The organism is Aminobacter niigataensis, from assembly GCF_946995915.1.
Classification (GTDB): domain Bacteria; phylum Pseudomonadota; class Alphaproteobacteria; order Rhizobiales; family Rhizobiaceae; genus Aminobacter; species Aminobacter niigataensis.
In genome coordinates, this window is the sequence record NZ_OX341517.1 from 4,627,990 (window position 1) to 4,646,845 (window position 18,856).

Here is an 18,856-nt window from a genome sequence, read left to right on the forward strand (position 1 = left end):
ACCATGACAGCTAAGCGTGTCGCCGTGATCGGAGCCGGACCGTCGGGTCTGGCCCAGCTGAGAGCATTCCAGTCGGCCGCGGAAAAGGGCGCAGAAATCCCGGAAATCGTCTGCTTCGAAAAGCAGGCCAACTGGGGTGGCCTTTGGAACTACACCTGGCGCACCGGCCTCGATCAGTATGGCGAGCCCGTTCATGGTTCCATGTACCGCTATCTCTGGTCGAACGGCCCCAAGGAGGGCCTCGAGTTCGCCGACTATTCCTTCGAAGAGCATTTCGGCAAGCAGATCGCCTCCTATCCGCCGCGCGCTGTTCTCTTCGACTACATCGAAGGCCGCGTGAACAAGGCCGGCGTCCGCAAATGGATCCGTTTCGAGACCGCCGTGCGCATGGTGACCTGGAACGAAGAGACCAAGAAATTCACCGTCACCGTGCAGGACCTGCCGAAGGATCACTGCTACTCCGAGGAATTCGACAACGTCATCGTCGCCTCGGGCCATTTCTCGACCCCGAACGTTCCCGAATTCCCCGGCTTCGACCGCTTCAACGGCCGCATCCTTCACGCCCACGACTTCCGCGACGCCCGCGAGTTCGCCGGCAAGGACGTCCTGCTCATCGGCACCAGCTACTCGGCCGAGGACATCGGCTCGCAATGCTGGAAGTATGGCGCCAAGTCGGTCACCAACTCCTACCGCACCGCGCCGATGGGCTTCAAATGGCCCGACAACTGGGAAGAGCGGCCGCTGCTGGAGAAGGTCGAAATCAACACCGCCACCTTCAAGGACGGATCGACCAAGCGCATCGACGCCATCATCCTGTGCACCGGCTATAAGCACCACTTCCCGTTCCTGCCTGACGACCTGCGCCTCAGGACCGCCAACCGCCTGGCAACCGCCGACCTCTACAAGGGCGTCGCTTATGTCCACAATCCGGCGATGTTCTATATCGGCATGCAGGACCAGTGGTTCACCTTCAACATGTTCGACGCGCAGGCCTGGTGGGCACGTGACGTGATCCTCGGCCGCGTCAAGCTGCCTGCCACCAAGCAGGAGATGGTCGCCGACGTGCAGGACCGCGTTGCTCGCGAGGATGCCGGCAAGGACACCCATGACGCGATCGAATACCAGGGCGACTACGTCAAGGAACTGATCGCGGAAACCGACTATCCGAGCTTCAACGTGGACGGCGCCAACGCGGCCTTCTTCGAGTGGAAGGAACACAAGAAGAAGGGAATCATGGAGTTCCGCAACCATTCCTACCGCTCGGTCATCACCGGCACGATGGCGCCGCCGCATCATACGCCGTGGAAGGACGCGCTCGACGACTCGCTGGAATCGTACCTGCAGACCACCTCGTCCGTCGCAGCAGAGTAATTTACGGTCCCACGACCGCCCTGCTTGAGTGACATGCAATGCCGCCCCGACCGGGGCGGCATTTTTGCTTTCACGGGGCATCGCAGCGGCCAAGGCTGTGTGGGGACCGGGCGACGAGCCTCGGCCTTGTGGCTTTCCTCAAGGTGAAATTCGGTTAGCGCAGATCTCGGGGTTTTATCTCTCTCACTGGTTGGTTCGCTGCGCGAACCACTTCTGCCCTCGCGAGGGAGAGGAAACGCCAATCTCGGCTGGGGCTGCGGTCTCCCAGCATCCACGAAATGGCGGAGAGTGGCCCTGAGCTCGCCGGAGGAGCGAAGCGAGGCAGTAAGGGCCGAAAGGGCCTGCGAGCAGCGCCGACTTCAGAGGGCGGTTCCTGCCGCCGAAAGGCACGATCAAACAAAAACGGGCCGGCCTCGAAAGGCACGGCCCGTTCCGAAAACCGAAAAATCGTCCGGCTAGGCGTTCACGCTCGGACCACGGTTCTTTTCGCTGGCGTAGAGCGCCACCGCCATCGCCCGGTTGCGGACGTCGAGTTTGTCGTAAAGATTCTTGAGATGGTATTTGACCGTATTCTCCGAGATCCCGGTGCGCGCCGCGATCTGCAGATTGGTCCAGCCATCCGCCAATACCGAAAGCAGCTCGCGCTCGCGCGTGGTCAAACGCGACAGCGGCGTGTCGTTGATCTTGGACACGTCGACATAAGGGATACAGATGCGGCCGTGCGCCACCGCCACTAGCGTATCGAACAGGATCGCCGGGTCGTCGAACTGATAGCAGAAGCCTTGGACGCCAAGGCGGACGCACTGCTTGAGGATCGATATGTCATGGTCATTGGAAAAGACCACGACACGGGCGTGCAGCGAACGCCGCTGCATTTCGGCCAGCACCTCGCCACTGTCCATATCGGACAACTTCCAGCCAAGCACCGCCAAATCGAACGATTGATCTGGCTCGGAAGCCGCCTGGAGAAAGGCCTTGCCGGTCGGCACGCTGTCGACGAGCTCGAAGCGGCCGTCGCGCGCGATCATGTCGCCAAGTGCCGCGACCACCAGCGGGTTTCGCTCGGCGATCAATATCTTGAACTTGCTGTCTCTTGCCACTGGCACCACCTCAATCCCGATGCCCTGGCGCTGACCCTTCCATTCGGCGTTCATGTTCCTCCCGCCTATGTTCGTGCGCCCACCTCTTGCCGACGTCTCCTGTGTCAGGTCGATCTATTTTCGGCCTTAGCTTCAATTCATAACATGAATGATTTTTTCATTCCAGTATATTAGGCAAAATAGGAGCGGAGCTGTCATGGTAGCCGGCGAACGGCCGAAAAACCGCCGCACTACCCCTTCGGGTGGGGTTTGCCTGGCCAGAAAGATACGCGCGTACTGGCCAACCTTATGACATGGGGAGCGTGGATCGAAGTTTCCACCAGCGCTGCGACAAAATGGCTTGACGGCGCATCGAATTCAGACAAACTTCACTTTGAGGAAAAAAAGAAGCCTTAGCGGAAACTGCCGCCGTACCACGAAACCGGGAAATGCCGGCGTGGGCGACGGGCATTCTCAATCCATGGGGAACTGAGCAAATGAGCGCTGTAACGGACATCAGTCCGGCGGAATCCGCCGGCCAACTTCACAGAACAATCGACTGGCGAGGCGCCTTCTGGGTGGCCAGCGGCGTTCCGCCGCTCGTTCTGTTCTCAATCGGCGGCATCGCCGGCACCACAGGCAACATCGCCTTCCTGATCTGGACCCTGTCCATCCTCATGGGTTTCATCCAGTCGTTCACCTACGCCGAGATCGCCGGCCTGTTCCCGAACAAGTCGGGCGGCGCCTCGGTCTATGGCGCCACCGCCTGGCTGCGCTATTCGAAGTTCGTCGCGCCGCTGTCGGTCTGGTGCAACTGGTTCGCCTGGACGCCGGTGCTGTCGCTCGGCTGCACCATCGCTGCCGCCTATATCCTCAACGCGCTGGCGCCGATCCCGGGCTTCACCGAAACCTCGCCCGAGGTGCTGCAGTACCTGGCAGCCAATGTCGGCACGAGCGCCGCTGACGCGGTCGCTGCGGTCACCGCCGCCGGCACGCCCGGTATCCGCACCTGGACGCTCTACAGCCACACGCTGGGCCCGGTCGGCTTCTCGCTCAACGCCACCTTCTGGATCGGCGCGATCCTGATGCTGATGACCTTCGCCATCCAGCACCGCGGCATCCTCGGCACGGCAAGCGTGCAGAAGATCGTCGGCATGCTGGTCATCATCCCGCTGCTGATCGTCGGCGTCGTGCCGATCATCACCGGGCAGATCAACTGGGACAATTATTCGCCGCTGGTGCCGCTCGCCGCAGCCTATGCGCCCGAGCCCGGTTCGTGGAACACCGCCGGCTGGACGCTGGCGCTCGGCGGCATGTTCATCGCCGCCTGGTCGACCTACGGCTTCGAGACCGCGGTCTGCTATACCCGCGAGTTCAAGAACCCGGCTACCGACACCTTCAAGGCCATCTTCTACTCCGGCCTGCTGTGCATGCTGCTCTACATCCTGGTGCCCTTCACCTTCCAAGGCGTGCTCGGCATCAACGGCATGCTGGCAACCCCGATCGTCGACGGTTCGGGCGTCGCCGACGCCATGGCCACGATGGTCGGCGGCGGCGCGCTGGTGAAGACCCTGCTCGTCATGCTGATGATCCTGGCGCTGCTGCTCGCGATCATGACCGCCATGGCCGGTTCGTCGCGCACCCTCTACCAGGGTTCGGTCGACGGCTGGCTGCCCAAGTATCTCAGCCACGTCAACGAGCATGGCGCACCGACTCGTGCCATGTGGACGGACCTGATCTTCAACCTCTTCCTGCTGGCGATCGCCGCCACGGACGCGACGAGCTTCTTCTTCATCCTCGCCGTCGCCAACTGCGGCTACATCATGTTCAACTTCCTGAACCTGAACGCCGGCTGGATCCACCGCATCGACAACGGCCACATCCACCGTCCGTGGAAGGCCCCGACCTGGCTGCTGGCACTGGGCACGATCTTCGCCTTCGTCAATGCCGCGTTCATGGGCGCTGGCGCCAAGGTGTGGAACCCGATGGCTCTTTGGGCTGGCCTGTTCACCGTGGCCCTGATCATCCCGGTGTTCTGCTACCGCCACTACATCCAGGACGGAGGCAAGTTCCCGGCGCACATGCTCGACGATCTCGGCATGCACGAGGCCGACCTGCGCAAGAGGAAGGCCGGCATCCTGCCCTACGTGACGCTGATCGCCGGTCTCGCCGTGGTTCTGATATCCAACTGGTTCTTCGTGCTCTGACACGCTGAACCCAACAACAACGCAGACACGGTCCCGCGCTGGGAGGCGCGGGGCCTTTTTGAACAAGACGGGGAACGACAATGAGCACAACGACAGCAAGTCACAGCGACGCCGGTGACGGCCAGCTTCAACGAACAATCGACTGGCGCGGCGCCTTCTGGGTGGCCAGCGGCGTGCCGGCCCTCGTCCTGTTCTCGATCGGCGGCATCGCCGGCACCACCGGCAACATCGCCTTCCTGATCTGGACGGCCTCGATCATCCTCGGCCTGATCCAGTCTTTCACCTATGCCGAGATCGCCGGGCTGTTCCCGTCCAAGTCGGGTGGCGCCTCGGTCTACGGCGCGACTGCATGGCTGCGCTATTCCAAATTCATCGCGCCGCTGTCGGTGTGGTGCAACTGGCTCGCCTGGACGCCGGTGCTGTCGCTGGGCTGTTCAATTGCGGCGGCCTATATCCTCAACGCGCTGGCGCCGATCCCCGGCTTCACCGAAACCTCGCCCGAGGTGCTGCAGTACATGGCAGCCAATGTCGGCACGAGCGCTGCTGACGCTGTGACCGCCCTGACTGCGGCAGCGACCCCTGCGATCCGCACCTGGACGCTCTATCACGGCACGCTCGGCCCGGTCAGCTTCTCACTCAACTCGGTGTTCTTCATCGGCGTCATCCTGATGCTGATAACCTTCGCCATCCAGCATCGCGGCATCCTCGGCACCGCCAATGTGCAGAAATACATCGGCCTGATCGTCATCGTGCCGATGCTGATCGTCGGCATCGTCCCGATCATCACCGGCCAGATCAACTGGGACAACTATTCGCCGCTGGTGCCGCTCGCCGCCGCCTACTCGCCTGAGCCCGGCGCGTGGAACGTCGCCGGCTGGACCCTGGCCTTCGGCGGCATGTTCATCGCCGCCTGGTCGGCTTATGCCTTCGAGACGGCCATCTGCTACACCTCGGAGTTCAAGAACCCCGGCCGTGACACGGTGCGGGCGATCTTCTATTCCGGCCTGCTCTGCCTGGCGCTCTACACACTGGTGCCGTTCACCTTCCAGGGCGTGCTCGGCCTCAACGGCATGCTGGCCACGCCGATCGTCGACGGCTCGGGCGTTGCCGAAGCCATGGCCCGGATGGTCGGCGGCGCCGGCTTCATCACGTCGATCATGGTGATGCTGATGATCCTGGCACTGATGCTGTCGATCATGACGGCAATGGCCGGTTCGTCGCGCACGCTATACCAGGGCTCGGTCGACGGCTGGCTGCCCAAGTTCCTCAGCCACGTCAACAGCCATGGCGCACCGACGCGCGCCATGTGGACCGACCTGATCTTCAACGTGTTCCTGCTCGCCGTCGCGGCGGCCGACGCCACCAGCTTCTTCTTCGTGCTGTCGGTGTCGAACTGCGGCTACATCATCTTCAACTTCCTCAACCTGAACGCGGGCTGGATCCACCGCATCGACAACGGCCACATCCATCGGCCGTGGAAAGCACCAACGATCCTGATCGCAGTCGGCGCCATGCTGTCCTACGTCAATGCCATGTTCATGGGCGCAGGCGCCAAGGTCTGGAACCCCTGGGCGCTGTATGCCGGCTTCATCGCGGCGGCGCTGATCATCCCGGTGTTCTGCTATCGCCACTACATCCAGGATGGCGGCAAGTTCCCGCCGCACATGCTCGACGACCTCGGCATCACCCAGGAAGACCTGAAGAACCGCAAGGCGGGCATCCTGCCCTACCTGACGCTGATTGCAGGCGTGGCGGTCGTGCTGCTCGCCAACTGGTTCTTCGTCATCTGACGGAGACATCTCGTCGCTATGGTCGAGGCCGGCGCAAGCCGGCCTTTTCCTTTTGGGGCTGCCGCACGGCGCGGCCCTAGCCATGGCAGGAAAATGCGCTGGGCTAATATTTCTTTCCATGAAAGATTCTTGCATTACGGTTGACTTTCACGCCTCTCGCCTTTATAGATTCAGACGGGAAAATTCAGCGCAAAAGCTGTCCGGATCTGATATCCGGGGCTGCGAATCGACGGCGCCCGCCGTGGGTATCGACGCGTTCGCCTGGGAGGAATGGCATAGCATGACGACGGTAATCGACGGCAAGGCAGTGGCGGCCGATGTGGTGGCGAAGGTCAGGGTAGCGGCCGAGCAGCTCATCGCAAAAACCGGCGTCGTGCCCGGTATCGCGGTGGTCATCGTCGGCCACGATCCGGCAAGCCAGGTCTATGTCGCCTCCAAGGGCAAGAAGGCCAAGGAGTGCGGCTTCCACTCGATCGAACATGCGCTTTCGTCCGACACCTCCGAATCGGATCTCGTGGCGCTGGTGGAAAAACTCAACGCCGATCCGGCAATCCACGGCATCCTCGTGCAGCTGCCGCTGCCGAACCACATCGATGCCGGCAAGATCATCCAGACGATTGCCGCCGACAAGGATGTCGACGGTTTCCATTTCACCAATGTCGGCAAGCTCGGCACCGGCGAACTCGATACCGCCTTCGTGCCCTGCACGCCGGCAGGCTCGATGTTGCTGATCGAGCGTGCGCTTGGCCGCGACCTGTCGGGCCTCAACGCCGTCGTGGTCGGACGCTCCAACATCGTCGGCAAGCCGATGGCCAATCTTCTGCTTAACGCCAACGCCACTGTCACCGTTGCCCACAGCCGGACCAAGGACCTGCCGGCGCTGTGCCGCAGCGCCGACATCCTGGTTGCGGCCGTCGGTCGCCCCGAGATGATCAAGGGCGACTGGGTCAAGCCGGGCGCAACGGTCATCGACGTCGGCATCAACCGCCTCGAAGGCGGCGCCAACGGCAAGTCGAAGCTGGTCGGCGATGTCGACTATGCCAGTGCGGCCGAACAGGCCGGCGCCATCACGCCGGTACCGGGCGGCGTCGGCCCGATGACGATCGCACTGTTGATGGCCAACACCGTCGTCTCGGCCTTCCGCGCGGCAGGTCAGCCAGCACCTCGTTTTTAATCCGGGAGCCTTACCGGCTCCGTCGAAATCGAACCAACCTCAAGGGAAGAGAGTCATGGCCGAATTTAAGACCGATATCGAGATCGCGCGTGGCGCCAAGAAGAAACAGATCCAGGAGATCGGCGCCAAGATCGGCATTCCGACCGAGCATCTGCTGCCTTACGGCCACGACAAGGCCAAGATCTCGGCCGAGTTCATCGCCAATGCGCGCAAGAACAAGGACGGCAAGCTGATCCTGGTCACCGCGATCAACCCGACGCCGGCCGGCGAAGGCAAGACCACCACCACCGTGGGCTTGGGCGACGGCCTCAACCGCATCGGCAAGAAGGCCGTGGTCTGCATCCGCGAAGCCTCGCTCGGACCCAACTTCGGCGTCAAGGGCGGTGCAGCGGGCGGCGGTTATGCCCAGGTCGTGCCGATGGAGGACATGAACCTCCACTTCACCGGCGACTTCCACGCCATCACCACCGCCCACAACCTTTTGTCGGCGCTGATCGACAACCACATCTACTGGGGCAACGAGCTCAACATCGACACCCGCCGCGTCGTCTGGCGCCGCGTCATGGACATGAACGACCGGGCGCTGCGCGAGATCAACTGCTCGCTCGGCGGCGTCGCCAACGGCTTCCCGCGTGAAGCCGGCTTCGACATCACGGTTGCCTCGGAAGTCATGGCGATCCTGTGCCTGGCGACCGACCTCAAGGATCTCGAAAAGCGCCTCGGCGACATCATCGTCGCCTACCGCCGCGACAAGAGCGCCGTCTATGCCCGCGACCTCAAGGCCGACGGCGCCATGGCCGTGCTGCTCAAGGACGCGGTCCAGCCGAACCTGGTGCAGACGCTGGAAAACAACCCCGCCTTCGTCCATGGCGGCCCGTTCGCCAACATCGCGCATGGCTGCAACTCGGTGGTCGCCACCACGACCGCGCTGAAGCTCGCCGACTATGTCGTCACCGAAGCCGGCTTCGGCGCCGATCTCGGGGCCGAGAAGTTCTTCGACATCAAGTGCCGCAAGGCTGGCCTCAAGCCGGCGGCGGCGGTCATCGTCGCCACCGTGCGCGCGATGAAGATGAACGGCGGCGTCAAGAAGGAAGACCTCGGCAAGGAAAACGTCGAGGCGGTGAAGAAGGGCTGCGCCAACCTTGGCCGCCACATCGAAAACGTCAAGCAGTTCGGCGTGCCGGCGGTGGTGGCGATCAACCACTTCTACTCCGACACCGACGCCGAGATCGCGGCGATGAAGGAGTATGTCGCGGCGATGGGCGAAGAAGCCATCGTCTGCAAGCACTGGGCCCATGGTTCGGCCGGCATCGAGGAGCTCGCCCACAAGGTGGTCTCGCTTGCCGAGAGCGGCGCCTCGCAGTTCGCCCCGCTCTATCCCGACGACATGAAGCTGTTCGACAAGATCGACACCATCGTCAAGCGCATCTACCGCGGCTCGGAGGCGATCGCCGACAAGTCGGTGCGTGACCAGCTCCATGCCTGGGAAGCCGCCGGCTACGGCCACCTGCCGGTGTGCATGGCCAAGACGCAGTACTCGTTCTCGACCGATCCCAACCTGCGCGGCGCGCCCACCGGCCATGTCGTGTCGGTGCGCGAGGTCAGGCTGTCGGCCGGTGCCGGCTTCATCGTCGCCATCTGCGGTGAGATCATGACCATGCCGGGCCTGCCCAAGGCGCCGTCGTCGGAAAAGATCTTCCTCAACGAGGCAGGTCAGATCGAAGGCCTGTTCTGAGATAAATCTCTCTCCCAAGGCGCTCCTTTCCACCCCTCCTGTCCCCCAGGCCCGGAGCGCCCTTCAAGGCCTGGCACATTGTGCCGGGCCTTTTTTTTCAATCGCGGATGGGAGCCGGCAAGAAACGCCCAAGCCAGGGCGGGCCATGCCGGACCACCATCTGGCGCATGCTGAAAGGCCTATTAAAAGTTGCCTATCAGTAAAAATTCTTGCACTTGGATATTGCTCTTCAGGCAAGTTTCGAGTCAATATGTCCCCAACAACGTCCGCCTCATGGCCGGGTCGCCGGAACGAGGCGGGAGGAACTAACTGGAGGAGTACTACCGATGACAGCTTCATGGCGTTTTTCGACGTTGGCCGATCGCCACCGCGCCCTTGGTTCCAATCTCGAAGACTGGAGCGGCATGGGCACGGCCTGGTCGTACGACAAGGACGCGAACGAGGAATATGTCGCGATCCGCACCAAGGCCGGCCTGATGGACGTTTCGGGCCTCAAGAAGGTCCACATCACCGGCGCCCACGCCGGGCATGTCATTGACCTGTGCACCACCCGCAATGTCGAGAAGATCTACCCCGGCAAGTCGGTCTATGCCTGCATGCTCAACGACGCCGGCAAGTTCACCGACGACTGCGTCATCTACCGCATGGGCCCGAACTCCTGGATGGTCGTCCATGGCGCCGGTACCGGCCATGAAGAACTGACCCGCGCCTCGATCGGCCGCGACGTGTCGGTCCGCTTCGACGACAATCTGCACGACCTTTCGCTGCAGGGCCCGCTGGCGGTCGACTATCTCGCCAAGCACGTGCCGGGCATCCGCGACCTCAACTACTTCCACCACATGCAGACCCAGCTGTTCGGCTTCCCGGTGATGATCTCGCGCACCGGCTACACCGGCGAGCGCGGCTACGAAATTTTCTGCCGCGGCCAGGACGCCGGCACGATCTGGGACACCATCGTTGCCGAAGGCAAGGAAATGGGCATCATCCCGACCCGCTTCACCACGCTCGACATGCTGCGCGTCGAGAGCTACCTTCTGTTCTACCCATACGACAATTCGCAGAAGTACCCGTTCGCAAACGAGGGCCCTGGCGATACGTTGTGGGAGCTCGGCCTCGACTTCACCGTCAGCCCCGGCAAGACCGGCTTCCGCGGTGCCGAAGAGCACTATCGCCTTAAGGGCAAGGAGCGCTTCAAGATCTTCGGCGTGCTGCTCGACAGCGACAAGGCAGCTGACGAAGGTGCTGAGATCTGGCGCGATGGCAAGAAGGTCGGTGTCGTGACCTGTGCGATGTATTCGCCGCTGGTGAAGAAGTCGATGGGCATCGCCCGTCTCGACGTCGACTGCGCCATCGTCGGAACGCCGCTCGAGATCCGCAACGCCAGCGGCACCGTCAAGGCAACCGCACAGTCGCTGCCGTTCGACGATCCGAAGAAGCTCAAGCGGACGGCAAAGGGCTGAGACCTTGGACAGTGCACCGGTGAAGACGATCCTTAGTCGCCCGGTCTACGGAACATTGTCACCGCAGGCCGGCAAGAGCCACCTTCTCATTGCGGACGCCGAAGGGGCGTCCGCGATCCTGGACCTGGCGAAGCAGGCTCCCGCGGACTTCTTCGCCAGTGCACACATCATGTTCATACCGGGCCGGACCGGAGACAGCTTTCAGGCATCCCTGAAGGCGTTGAAGCCGGCCCAGTATTATGAAGGCCCCTCGATCGCGGCGGCATTGCCGCGCCTGACATGGACACTTGCCAACGCCCATATGGGCTTGCGTGTCTATCTCGCCGGCACGGAAGGCCTGATCGGCCAGATGATGCAGGCTGCAATCGAAGCCGGCATCGACCCGGCCTCGATCCAGACCGAACATCGCGGCTCCTGGGCACGCCGGGTGCAGTGCGTGCACTGCAAGGGCATTACCGAAAACGTCACCACCCAGCCGGCAACCTGCTCGCATTGCGGCCTGCTGCTTCTGGTGCGTGACCACTATTCCAAGCGCCATGCCGCCTTCCAGGGCGTCTGCATCAACGCCGAGGATCCGACCGAGATCCCTCAGACAGAGGAGATTTTCCGGTGAGCGCAGGAACAAACAAGATTAACGTCACCGTGACCGAAGTGGTCGCGGTCAACGAACTGGTCAAGCGGTTCCATTTCGAACGGACGGACGGCGGCAATCTGCCGACGTTCTCCGGCGGTGCCCATGTCGTCATCGAAATGCGCGACAATGGCACGACCCGCCTCAACCCCTACTCGCTGATGAGTTCGCCGCTCAACACGCGCGACTATACCATCTCGGTGCGCCGCGACGATGTCGGCCGCGGCGGCTCGCTGTTCATGCACAACCGCGTCAAGCGCGGCATGGAAATGGTGATCAGCTATCCGGTGAACCTGTTTTCGCTGGACCTGCGTGCCAAGAAGCACCTGATGATCGCCGGCGGCATCGGCATCACGCCGTTCCTCGCCCAGACGGCGCAACTGGCGTCGACCGGCGGCAATTTCGAGCTGCACTACACCTGCCGCTCCGAAGCGCTCGGCAGCTATTCCGAGGTGCTGCGCGAACGCTACGGCAACCGGGTCAGCCTCTATCTCGACGAGCGCAACGAACGCATCCCGCTCGAGCGCCTGCTCGCCACCCAGCCGCTCGGCACGCATATCTATGTCTGCGGCCCTGCCGGCATGATCAAATGGGTGCGCGACACGGCGGCCACCCATGGCTGGCCGGACGATTCCGTGCACTACGAACATTTCGCAGCGCCGCAGCCGGGTACGCCGTTCGACGTCAAGCTGGCGGTGAGCGGTCTGGAGATCCGCGTCGGCGAGCAGCAGAGCCTGCTCGAAGCGATCGAGGCTGCGGGCGTCGATCCGCCCTATCTCTGCCGCGGCGGTGTCTGCGGCCAGTGCGAGACCAACGTCATTTCCTATGACGGTACATTCAAGCACAACGACCATTGGCTGAGCGATGAGGAGCACTGCTCGGGCAAGAAGATCATGCCATGCGTCTCGCGTTTCGAGGGCCGCTCGCTGGTTCTCGAACGGTAGCAGATCCCGGGGCGCCCGACGCTCTGGAAGAGGGAGGAATTGATGGGAATAAACTTCAGGAAAGAAACGTTCCGCGACGATTTTACCTTCAGGAACAGTCCGGAACAGGTCAAACGGTTTCCGTTTCCCTATCATGAAGACGCCTACATGTACTCGGTCAACATCGAGCCGCATGTCGCCGGGCCGAAGAACAGCGTGTTCGAACATCTGATCGATGTCGACGAGCACTACGTATCCGAAATGCAGGACCGCGCCATGGTGCTTGCGGAGGATCCGCTGCGCTGCCAGTCGCTGCCGCACATGACGCTCGCCGGCTGGGACCTGCTCGAACTCTTGATGACCGAAATGGCCAAGGGCTATCCCGAGCACTTCACCTTGACCCAGGACGGCGACCGCTGGCGCTGGATCAACCGACCGCTCGGCATCGACGACACCTTCACCTTCGGCGACGTTTCCACCCTGCCCTACGGACCGATGGAATACATCACCCGCCAGAGCCAGGGCGACTTCGCCATTCTCGACCAGCGTGACGGCAACCTGTGGATGGATGCCGGCATGATCACCACCCAGGCCGACTGGTCGCTCGATTTCGACATCGGCATGAACTTCTTCGAATGGCATGCCCCGGTGCCGCTGGCGCATGAAATGGGTGTCTTCACCCGTGCGCTGAAGTTCCTGACCAACATCCAGCAGGGCCAGCCGGCGCGGCGCCTGAACTGGACCATGACGATCAACCCGCGGCTCGATACCAGCCCGGAAAACTTCCACAAGTGGGGCAGCGACCGACTGTCGGTCACGCCTGAGAATGTCGGCCAGAAAGTGCATCTGCGCGTCGAGCTGCAGACCTTCTTCCGGCTGCCGCGCTCCAACGCTTTGGTCTTCCCGATCCGCTGCTACCTGCTCAAGATGGACGAATTGGTGAGCGTGGCGAAATGGGGACGTCGCTTCCATCGCGTGCTGCGCGACCTGCCGGATGAACTCGCCGAGTACAAGGGCCTGACGCGTTACCGCCAGACCGTCGTCGAGTGGCTGTCGAAATACGACGACGGCGCCCCGACCTCGCCCGGCTTCGGCCCGGAATAGGCACAGAATGATCGGCATGGGCTTCGGCCCATGCCCCGCAAATGAAAAAGGAGGCGATTTCGCCTCCTTTTTCATTTGCGGCCTCTCTGTAGCCGGTCGTTCCAGGCAGCCTATTCGCTGCCACTGCCCTGCGGGTAGGAGATGATCGAGAGATAGCGGATCGGCAAAGTGGTCAGTTCTTCCGGGCCATGCGGTGCATCGGCGTCGAAGAACAGGCTGTCGCCCGGCGTCATCCGGTAGAGTTTGTTGCTGTGGCGGTAAACGACCTCGCCTTCCAGCATGTAGAGGAACTCCATGCCCTCATGCTGGAACATCGGAAACACGTCCGTGTGTTCCGACAGCGTGATGAGATAGGGCTCGACCACCACACCCGCGGTATTGGAGCCGATATGACCCAGGAGGTTGTACTGGTGCCCTGCGCGGGTGCCGCGGCGTTCGACGTCGACCCCTTCGTTCGCCTTGACGAAGACGGCGTTCCGCTCCTCCTCGAAGCGGCGGAAAAAAGCGGTCAGCGGCACGCCGAGCGCCCGCGACAGCGACTGCAAAGTGGTCAGCGACGGCGAAGTGATGCCGTTCTCGATCTTCGACAGCATGCCAAGCGAAATGTTGGTCATCGCCGCCAGATCGGCAACGGTGATGCCGAGCTTCTTGCGGAAGGCGCGGACCTCGTGGCCGAGTGCCACCTCCAAAACCTTCTCCGGGGTATCGCGTACCGCGTGCGGATCCTGAAGCAGCGGTGTCGGGCGCGCCTTTGCGGCGACCGCAGCCGATATGTTCTTGCCCTCGGCAACAGCGACGGCTGACATGCGGTCTTCTTTCACCCTGATAATCCCCTGCGATGGCAACTCTTGAAATCGACCTTTTCACTAGTGGTAAAATTTTTTTCCAACGATATCAAGTGGCGCTGATCGAAATGCAGGCAATATGCCTCTCGTTGACTGCATTTCCGGCGGAAAATGCAGCACGACATGCAGCGGATGTGTGGGGTGCCGATCGTCTCGGCTTGCGGCTCAGCCGCGCATCAAAGCCTGAAACTCGGCGGGCGGCAGCAGGGCGCCGTGATGACCGATGACGGTTGCGGCGACACGGGCTGCAAATTCCGCGGCAAGGCAGTGATCACCTGAAACGAGATACTTCGCCAGGAACGCGCCGTTGAAGCTGTCGCCGGCACCCGTGGTGTCGAGGACATTCCGGGCGGCGACCGAAGGCACGAAGACCGTCTCGCCGCCGAAGCGCAACGTAATGCCCTCCGCGCCATCCTTGACCACGAGGTTCTCGACGCCGAGACTGCCATAACGAGCGATGGTCGCATCGATCGAGGCGTCGCCGAAATGCGTCGCCTCGTCTTCGAAGCTCGGCATGACGATAGTCGCCGCCGCAGCGCCGGCCGAGATCGTCCGGCGCATCGTGTCGGCATCGTCCCACAGCCGCGGGCGGATGTTGGGGTCGAATGCGACCATCTTGCCGGCAGCCCTGCCCCGCCGGATCTCCGATAGCAGCGTTTCGACTGCGCCAGGCGAAAGGATCGCCAGCGTGATGCCGGAGAACAGGATCACGTCCGAAGCGTCGATAGCCATGCGCAGGGCGGCGGGATCATCGGCGAGCAATCGTGCGGCGGATGCCGAGCGCCAGTAGGAGAAGCTGCGCTCGCCATCCTTGAGGTGGATCATGTAGAGGCCGGGCGTGCGCTCGGGCACGCGCCTGACGAAGCCGGTGCCGACCCCCGTGCTCTCGATGAAGGCCAGAAGCTCCCCCGAGATCGTATCGGTGCCGACGGCGGTGAAATAGTCGACCGGCCACGCCGCAGGCAGGAAGGCGCGCATGTAATAGGCGGTGTTGAAGGTGTCGCCGGCAAAACCCTTGCGCAACAGGCCGCCCTCGGCCTGCCTGAGTTCAACCATGCATTCCCCGATCAAGAGAGCGCGTTGCGACATGCGGTAAGCCTATCCAGGTGAGTTCAGGTCAGGGTCGGGTAAGTCAACCACGGCCCGCGGCACGGACGGCGCCTTGCCCGTCCTCGTCAGCCGTGTGCCCGAGACGGCTCGACAGGTCAACTGCCGCATCCTGCAGGCTCTTGAGATAGCTGGCGTGGTTCTTCAGCCCGTCCTCGCGCGGCGCCACCAGGCACAGCGTCGCCACGCAGATGCGGCCCGCCTGATAGACCGGCACGGCAAAGCAGTGGGTGAAGGTCTCGACCGCACTGTCGAAGGTGTAGTAGCCGACGCGGGACGCCTCGCGCACTTCGGCGATGAAGACCGCCGGGTCGAGCCACTGGCCATTGGGCAAACGGAAATCCTCCTTCGGGATGAAATCGAGGATTTCCTGGTCGCTCATATGCGCAACCAGCAGACGGCCGGACGCCGTCCACGGGATCGCTACCGGGTCGCCGACATTGGACGAGATGCGGAACGGGCGGGAGCCCTCCTTCATCTGGGCGACGGTGTATTTGTTGCCCTCGAGCAGGCACATCTGCGCCGTCTCGCGCGTCTCCTCGGCGATGTGGGTCAGCAGCTTGTCGCACTCGCGCATGAGGTCGAACTGCTCGGCATAGGCCATGCCGAGGAAATAGAGCTTGCGGCCAAGGAATACGCGGCCGTCGTCGCCGCGGTACTCCAGAACACCCTGCCGCACCAGCAGGTTGACCAGTTCGTAGATCGAGGAGCGCGGCGCGCCGATGCCCGAGGCGATCTCGTTGGGGCGCAACGGCTGACGCTTCAGGCGCAGGAAATTCAGGATCTCGAAGGCGCGGTCGAGACCGCGCGCCCGCCTGTTGGTCATGTCGTCCGAAACTTCGTCCATGTACCGCCTCCCCGGGAACGCCGAGCAAAAAACCTTATGCCGTCACGGGTGCCTTGTAGGCGACGCAATCGATCTCGACCTTGCAATCGACCATCATACTCGACTGCACGCAAGCGCGAGCCGGCGGGTTGGCGCCGAAATACTCGGCGTAGACGCCGTTGAACGACCAGAAGTCCCGGGGGTCGTCGAGCCAGACGCCGACGCGCACGACGTCCTCCAGGCCGTAGCCGGCTTCGTCGAGGATGGCGATCAGATTTTCCATCGTCTTGCGCGTCTCGGCAATGACCCCGCCGCCGACGATCTCGCCGTTTTCCATGGCGACCTGACCGGACACGTGGAGCCAGCCATTGGCCTCGACGGCGCGGGCGAAAGGCAACGCCTGCTTGCCTGCCCCGGTCTGGCCGGTGCCGTAGCGCTTGATCGTCATGCTAATTCTCCGAATGTCAGTTGAAAGTTGAGGTCTTGAGGAACTCCGCCAGCCGCTCGGTCTGCGGCTTGTGGAACATCTCGCGCGGGTTGCCCTCTTCGCCGATACGGCCCTGGTTCATGAAGATGACGCGCGAGGACACTTCATAGGCAAATCGCATCTCGTGGGTGACGAGCAGCATGCTCATGCCGTCGCGGGCAAGGTCCTTGATGACCTGCAGCACCTCGTTGACCAGTTCGGGGTCGAGCGCCGAGGTGACCTCGTCGAACAGCATCAGCTTCGGGTTCATGGCAATGGCGCGGGCGATCGCCACGCGCTGCTGCTGGCCGCCGGAAAGCTGGCCGGGGTAGCGGTCGCGACGTTCGGCAAGGCCGACGCGGTCGAGCCACTTCTCGGCCAGGCCGCGCGCCTCGTCGCGGCGCATGCCCTTGACCTTGACCAGGCCGAGCATGACGTTTTCGGCCGCGCTCATGTGCGGGAAAAGGTTGAACTGCTGGAAGGCCATGCCGGTCATCGCGCGCTGACGGGCGATTTCCCTTTCCTTCTTGCGGCGCCGTGTGCCGCCCGAAGTCTCGTAGCCGATCTCCTCGCCGTCGATGCGGATCGTACCACCCTGGAACTCCTCCAGCATGTTGATACAGCGGAGCATCGTCGTCTTGCCGGAACCGGACGAGCCGATGATCGAGATGACGTCGCCTTGCGCCATGGTGCAGTCGACGCCCTTGAGCACTTCGACGTCGCCGTAGCGCTTATGCAGATCGCGGATTTCGAGAAGGTTGCCGGTCATGGGGTCGGCCTCAAGATGGAATGGAGGTTTTGCGTTCGACGTAGCGGCCGAAACGCTCGATGCCGTAGTTGACGGCGAAATAGAGGAAGCCCGCGAAGAAATAGAACTCGAGGCTCATGAAGGTGCGCGAGATCAGTTCCTGCGTCCTGAGCAGCAGCTCGGCCACGCCGATGATGGACAGCAGCGTCGAGGCCTTGACCATCTCGGCTGCGGTGTTGACCCAGGCGGGCAGCACCTGGCGCAGCGCCTGCGGCCCAAGCACATAGGCGAACGTCTGCGGGAAAGTCAGCCCGATCGCCTTGGCGGCTTCCGTCTGGCCCTTGGGGATCGACTGCAGCGCGCCGCGCACGATCTCGCCGACATGCGACGAGCAGAACACTGCAAGTGCCAGCACGCCGGCCTGGAACGGCCCGAGATCGATGCCTATGGTGCCAAGCACGTAATAGCTCGCCAGAACCAGCACCAGCACCGGCGTGCCGCGAATGAAATCGGTGTAGCCGCGCACCAGCCAGCGCAGCGGCTTGGCGCCATAGGTCAGCGCCAGACCGACGCCGATGCCGAGGATGGTGCCGACGAGGATCGCCAGGACCGAGATGGAGACGGTGACGCCGATGCCCTTGAGGATAGGGATACGGGCAAGCCACAGCGTTTCGAGGAATGCAACGAGATCCATGTCGATCACCTCGGAATGGACATGCGCCGCTCGAGCTGGCGCAGCAGGGCTGCGAGCACCGAGCAGGTGGCGACATAGAGGCAGCTTGCGACGATCCACGTTTCGATGACGCGGAAAGTCTCGACGTTGATCTTGCGTGCCTCGAAGGTGAGTTCCGGCACCGCGATGGCCGCGGCCAGGGACGTGTCCTTGAACAGCGAAATCAGGGTGCTCGACAGCGACGGCAGCACATTGCGCAGCATCAGCGGCATGACGATCGAATTGCGGATCTGCGACTGCGTCAGGCCGATGGCCAGCCCGGCTTCCTTCAGCCCGTTCGGCACCGCAAGCAGACCGCCGCGAAAGACCTCGGCGAGATAGGCGCCCGAATAGAGCGCCAGCGTGGCGACGAAGCTCTCGATCTTGCCGAGGCGGATGCCGAGTTGGGGCAATGCGAAGAAGGTGAACAGCACCAGCACGAGGATCGGCGTGTTGCGGATGATGGTCACGTAGATGCGCGCGGGATGGCGCAGCATTCCACGCTTCGACAACAGGCCGAAGGCGGTGATCAGGCCAAGCACGCAGCCGATGGCGATCGCCACGAAAGCAAGCCCCAGGCTGAGCGCCAGGCCCAGGAGCAGCTGGTCGAAGCTGCGCCAGACCGCCGAAAAATTGAGGGTGTAACCCATGGTGCCGTCAGGTTCCGATCAAAAGGTA

The 18,856-nt window shown here is 62.7% G+C and carries 17 protein-coding genes; 9 read left to right on the forward strand and 8 right to left on the reverse strand.

Annotated features, from left to right (window positions below; all coding sequences use genetic code 11):
* The first annotated feature begins 3 nt into the window (after positions 1–3).
* Positions 4–1,371: a flavin-containing monooxygenase gene (locus O1Y97_RS22650; protein WP_318762459.1), complete on the forward strand. Its 1,368-nt coding sequence runs from the start codon at positions 4–6 to the stop codon at positions 1,369–1,371.
* Between the two features lie 455 nt (positions 1,372–1,826).
* Here O1Y97_RS22650 and O1Y97_RS22655 read toward each other — a convergent pair whose 3' ends face one another.
* Positions 1,827–2,525, reverse strand: a complete 699-nt coding sequence (locus tag O1Y97_RS22655; RefSeq protein WP_108609307.1) for a response regulator transcription factor — start codon at positions 2,523–2,525, stop codon at positions 1,827–1,829.
* 422 nt (positions 2,526–2,947) lie between these two features.
* Here O1Y97_RS22655 and O1Y97_RS22660 point away from each other — a divergent pair, with 422 nt between their 5' ends.
* The 8 genes from O1Y97_RS22660 (at position 2,948) to O1Y97_RS22695 (ending at position 13,474) form a co-directional block, all read left to right on the forward strand.
* Complete coding sequence (locus tag O1Y97_RS22660; protein ID WP_108609308.1) at positions 2,948–4,657, forward strand: APC family permease; 1,710 nt, start codon at positions 2,948–2,950, stop codon at positions 4,655–4,657.
* Positions 4,658–4,737: 80 nt separating this feature from the next.
* Positions 4,738–6,447 (forward strand): APC family permease, encoded by a 1,710-nt coding sequence (locus tag O1Y97_RS22665; protein ID WP_108609309.1) that lies wholly within the window; start codon positions 4,738–4,740, stop codon positions 6,445–6,447.
* Between the two features lie 280 nt (positions 6,448–6,727).
* Positions 6,728–7,621, forward strand: coding sequence for a bifunctional methylenetetrahydrofolate dehydrogenase/methenyltetrahydrofolate cyclohydrolase FolD (folD, locus tag O1Y97_RS22670; protein WP_318762460.1), 894 nt, complete (start codon positions 6,728–6,730; stop codon positions 7,619–7,621).
* Positions 7,622–7,676: 55 nt separating this feature from the next.
* Positions 7,677–9,356 (forward strand): formate--tetrahydrofolate ligase, encoded by a 1,680-nt coding sequence (locus O1Y97_RS22675; protein ID WP_108609310.1) that lies wholly within the window; start codon positions 7,677–7,679, stop codon positions 9,354–9,356.
* Positions 9,357–9,682: 326 nt separating this feature from the next.
* The gene (locus O1Y97_RS22680) at positions 9,683–10,816 is read left to right on the forward strand and encodes an aminomethyltransferase family protein (RefSeq protein ID WP_183264021.1); all 1,134 of its coding nucleotides are present in this window, start codon (positions 9,683–9,685) and stop codon (positions 10,814–10,816) included.
* A 19-nt stretch (positions 10,817–10,835) separates the two neighbouring features.
* Positions 10,836–11,429: a dimethylamine monooxygenase subunit DmmA family protein gene (locus O1Y97_RS22685; protein ID WP_108609312.1), complete on the forward strand. Its 594-nt coding sequence runs from the start codon at positions 10,836–10,838 to the stop codon at positions 11,427–11,429.
* Entirely contained in the window at positions 11,426–12,391 is a 966-nt protein-coding gene (locus O1Y97_RS22690; protein WP_108609313.1) for a PDR/VanB family oxidoreductase, read from the forward strand. The genes O1Y97_RS22685 and O1Y97_RS22690 overlap by 4 nt, the downstream gene beginning before the upstream one ends.
* Positions 12,392–12,433: 42 nt before the next feature.
* A complete protein-coding gene (locus tag O1Y97_RS22695; RefSeq protein WP_108609314.1) occupies positions 12,434–13,474 on the forward strand; it encodes a heme-dependent oxidative N-demethylase family protein in 1,041 nt (346 codons plus the stop codon).
* 110 nt (positions 13,475–13,584) lie between these two features.
* Here O1Y97_RS22695 and O1Y97_RS22700 read toward each other — a convergent pair whose 3' ends face one another.
* The 7 genes from O1Y97_RS22700 to O1Y97_RS22730 all read right to left on the reverse strand — a co-directional run bounded on the left by O1Y97_RS22700 (position 13,585) and on the right by O1Y97_RS22730 (position 18,828).
* The gene (locus O1Y97_RS22700; RefSeq protein WP_108610045.1) at positions 13,585–14,280 is read right to left on the reverse strand and encodes a helix-turn-helix domain-containing protein; all 696 of its coding nucleotides are present in this window, start codon (positions 14,278–14,280) and stop codon (positions 13,585–13,587) included.
* 204 nt (positions 14,281–14,484) lie between these two features.
* On the reverse strand, positions 14,485–15,408 hold the full coding sequence (locus tag O1Y97_RS22705; RefSeq protein ID WP_318762461.1) for a sugar kinase: 924 nt from the start codon (positions 15,406–15,408) through the stop codon (positions 14,485–14,487).
* Positions 15,409–15,451: 43 nt separating this feature from the next.
* Positions 15,452–16,273 (reverse strand): IclR family transcriptional regulator, encoded by an 822-nt coding sequence (locus tag O1Y97_RS22710; RefSeq protein WP_108609316.1) that lies wholly within the window; start codon positions 16,271–16,273, stop codon positions 15,452–15,454.
* Between the two features lie 34 nt (positions 16,274–16,307).
* Positions 16,308–16,700: a RidA family protein gene (locus tag O1Y97_RS22715; protein WP_108609317.1), complete on the reverse strand. Its 393-nt coding sequence runs from the start codon at positions 16,698–16,700 to the stop codon at positions 16,308–16,310.
* A gap of 16 nt (positions 16,701–16,716) precedes the next feature.
* Positions 16,717–17,487 (reverse strand): amino acid ABC transporter ATP-binding protein, encoded by a 771-nt coding sequence (locus O1Y97_RS22720; protein WP_318762462.1) that lies wholly within the window; start codon positions 17,485–17,487, stop codon positions 16,717–16,719.
* Positions 17,488–17,497: 10 nt separating this feature from the next.
* Positions 17,498–18,160: an amino acid ABC transporter permease gene (locus O1Y97_RS22725; protein WP_108610046.1), complete on the reverse strand. Its 663-nt coding sequence runs from the start codon at positions 18,158–18,160 to the stop codon at positions 17,498–17,500.
* Between the two features lie 5 nt (positions 18,161–18,165).
* Positions 18,166–18,828 (reverse strand): amino acid ABC transporter permease, encoded by a 663-nt coding sequence (locus O1Y97_RS22730; RefSeq protein ID WP_108609319.1) that lies wholly within the window; start codon positions 18,826–18,828, stop codon positions 18,166–18,168.
* Between the last annotated feature and the right edge of the window lie 28 nt (positions 18,829–18,856).

Bases quoted from the DNA above. Each gene is read 5' to 3' on its own strand.
- O1Y97_RS22715 (WP_108609317.1), bottom strand. From the start codon at position 16,700: ATGACGATCAAGCGCTACGGCACCGGCCAGACCGGGGCAGGCAAGCAG.
- O1Y97_RS22705 (WP_318762461.1), bottom strand. From the start codon at position 15,408: ATGTCGCAACGCGCTCTCTTGATCGGGGAATGCATGGTTGAACTCAGG.
- O1Y97_RS22680 (WP_183264021.1), top strand. From the start codon at position 9,683: ATGACAGCTTCATGGCGTTTTTCGACGTTGGCCGATCGCCACCGCGCC.
- folD (WP_318762460.1), top strand. From the start codon at position 6,728: ATGACGACGGTAATCGACGGCAAGGCAGTGGCGGCCGATGTGGTGGCG.
- O1Y97_RS22725 (WP_108610046.1), bottom strand. From the start codon at position 18,160: ATGGATCTCGTTGCATTCCTCGAAACGCTGTGGCTTGCCCGTATCCCT.
- O1Y97_RS22660 (WP_108609308.1), top strand. From the start codon at position 2,948: ATGAGCGCTGTAACGGACATCAGTCCGGCGGAATCCGCCGGCCAACTT.
- O1Y97_RS22730 (WP_108609319.1), bottom strand. From the start codon at position 18,828: ATGGGTTACACCCTCAATTTTTCGGCGGTCTGGCGCAGCTTCGACCAG.
- O1Y97_RS22700 (WP_108610045.1), bottom strand. From the start codon at position 14,280: ATGTCAGCCGTCGCTGTTGCCGAGGGCAAGAACATATCGGCTGCGGTC.
- O1Y97_RS22695 (WP_108609314.1), top strand. From the start codon at position 12,434: ATGGGAATAAACTTCAGGAAAGAAACGTTCCGCGACGATTTTACCTTC.
- O1Y97_RS22655 (WP_108609307.1), bottom strand. From the start codon at position 2,525: ATGAACGCCGAATGGAAGGGTCAGCGCCAGGGCATCGGGATTGAGGTG.
- O1Y97_RS22710 (WP_108609316.1), bottom strand. From the start codon at position 16,273: ATGGACGAAGTTTCGGACGACATGACCAACAGGCGGGCGCGCGGTCTC.
- O1Y97_RS22720 (WP_318762462.1), bottom strand. From the start codon at position 17,487: ATGACCGGCAACCTTCTCGAAATCCGCGATCTGCATAAGCGCTACGGC.
- O1Y97_RS22650 (WP_318762459.1), top strand. From the start codon at position 4: ATGACAGCTAAGCGTGTCGCCGTGATCGGAGCCGGACCGTCGGGTCTG.
- O1Y97_RS22675 (WP_108609310.1), top strand. From the start codon at position 7,677: ATGGCCGAATTTAAGACCGATATCGAGATCGCGCGTGGCGCCAAGAAG.
- O1Y97_RS22665 (WP_108609309.1), top strand. From the start codon at position 4,738: ATGAGCACAACGACAGCAAGTCACAGCGACGCCGGTGACGGCCAGCTT.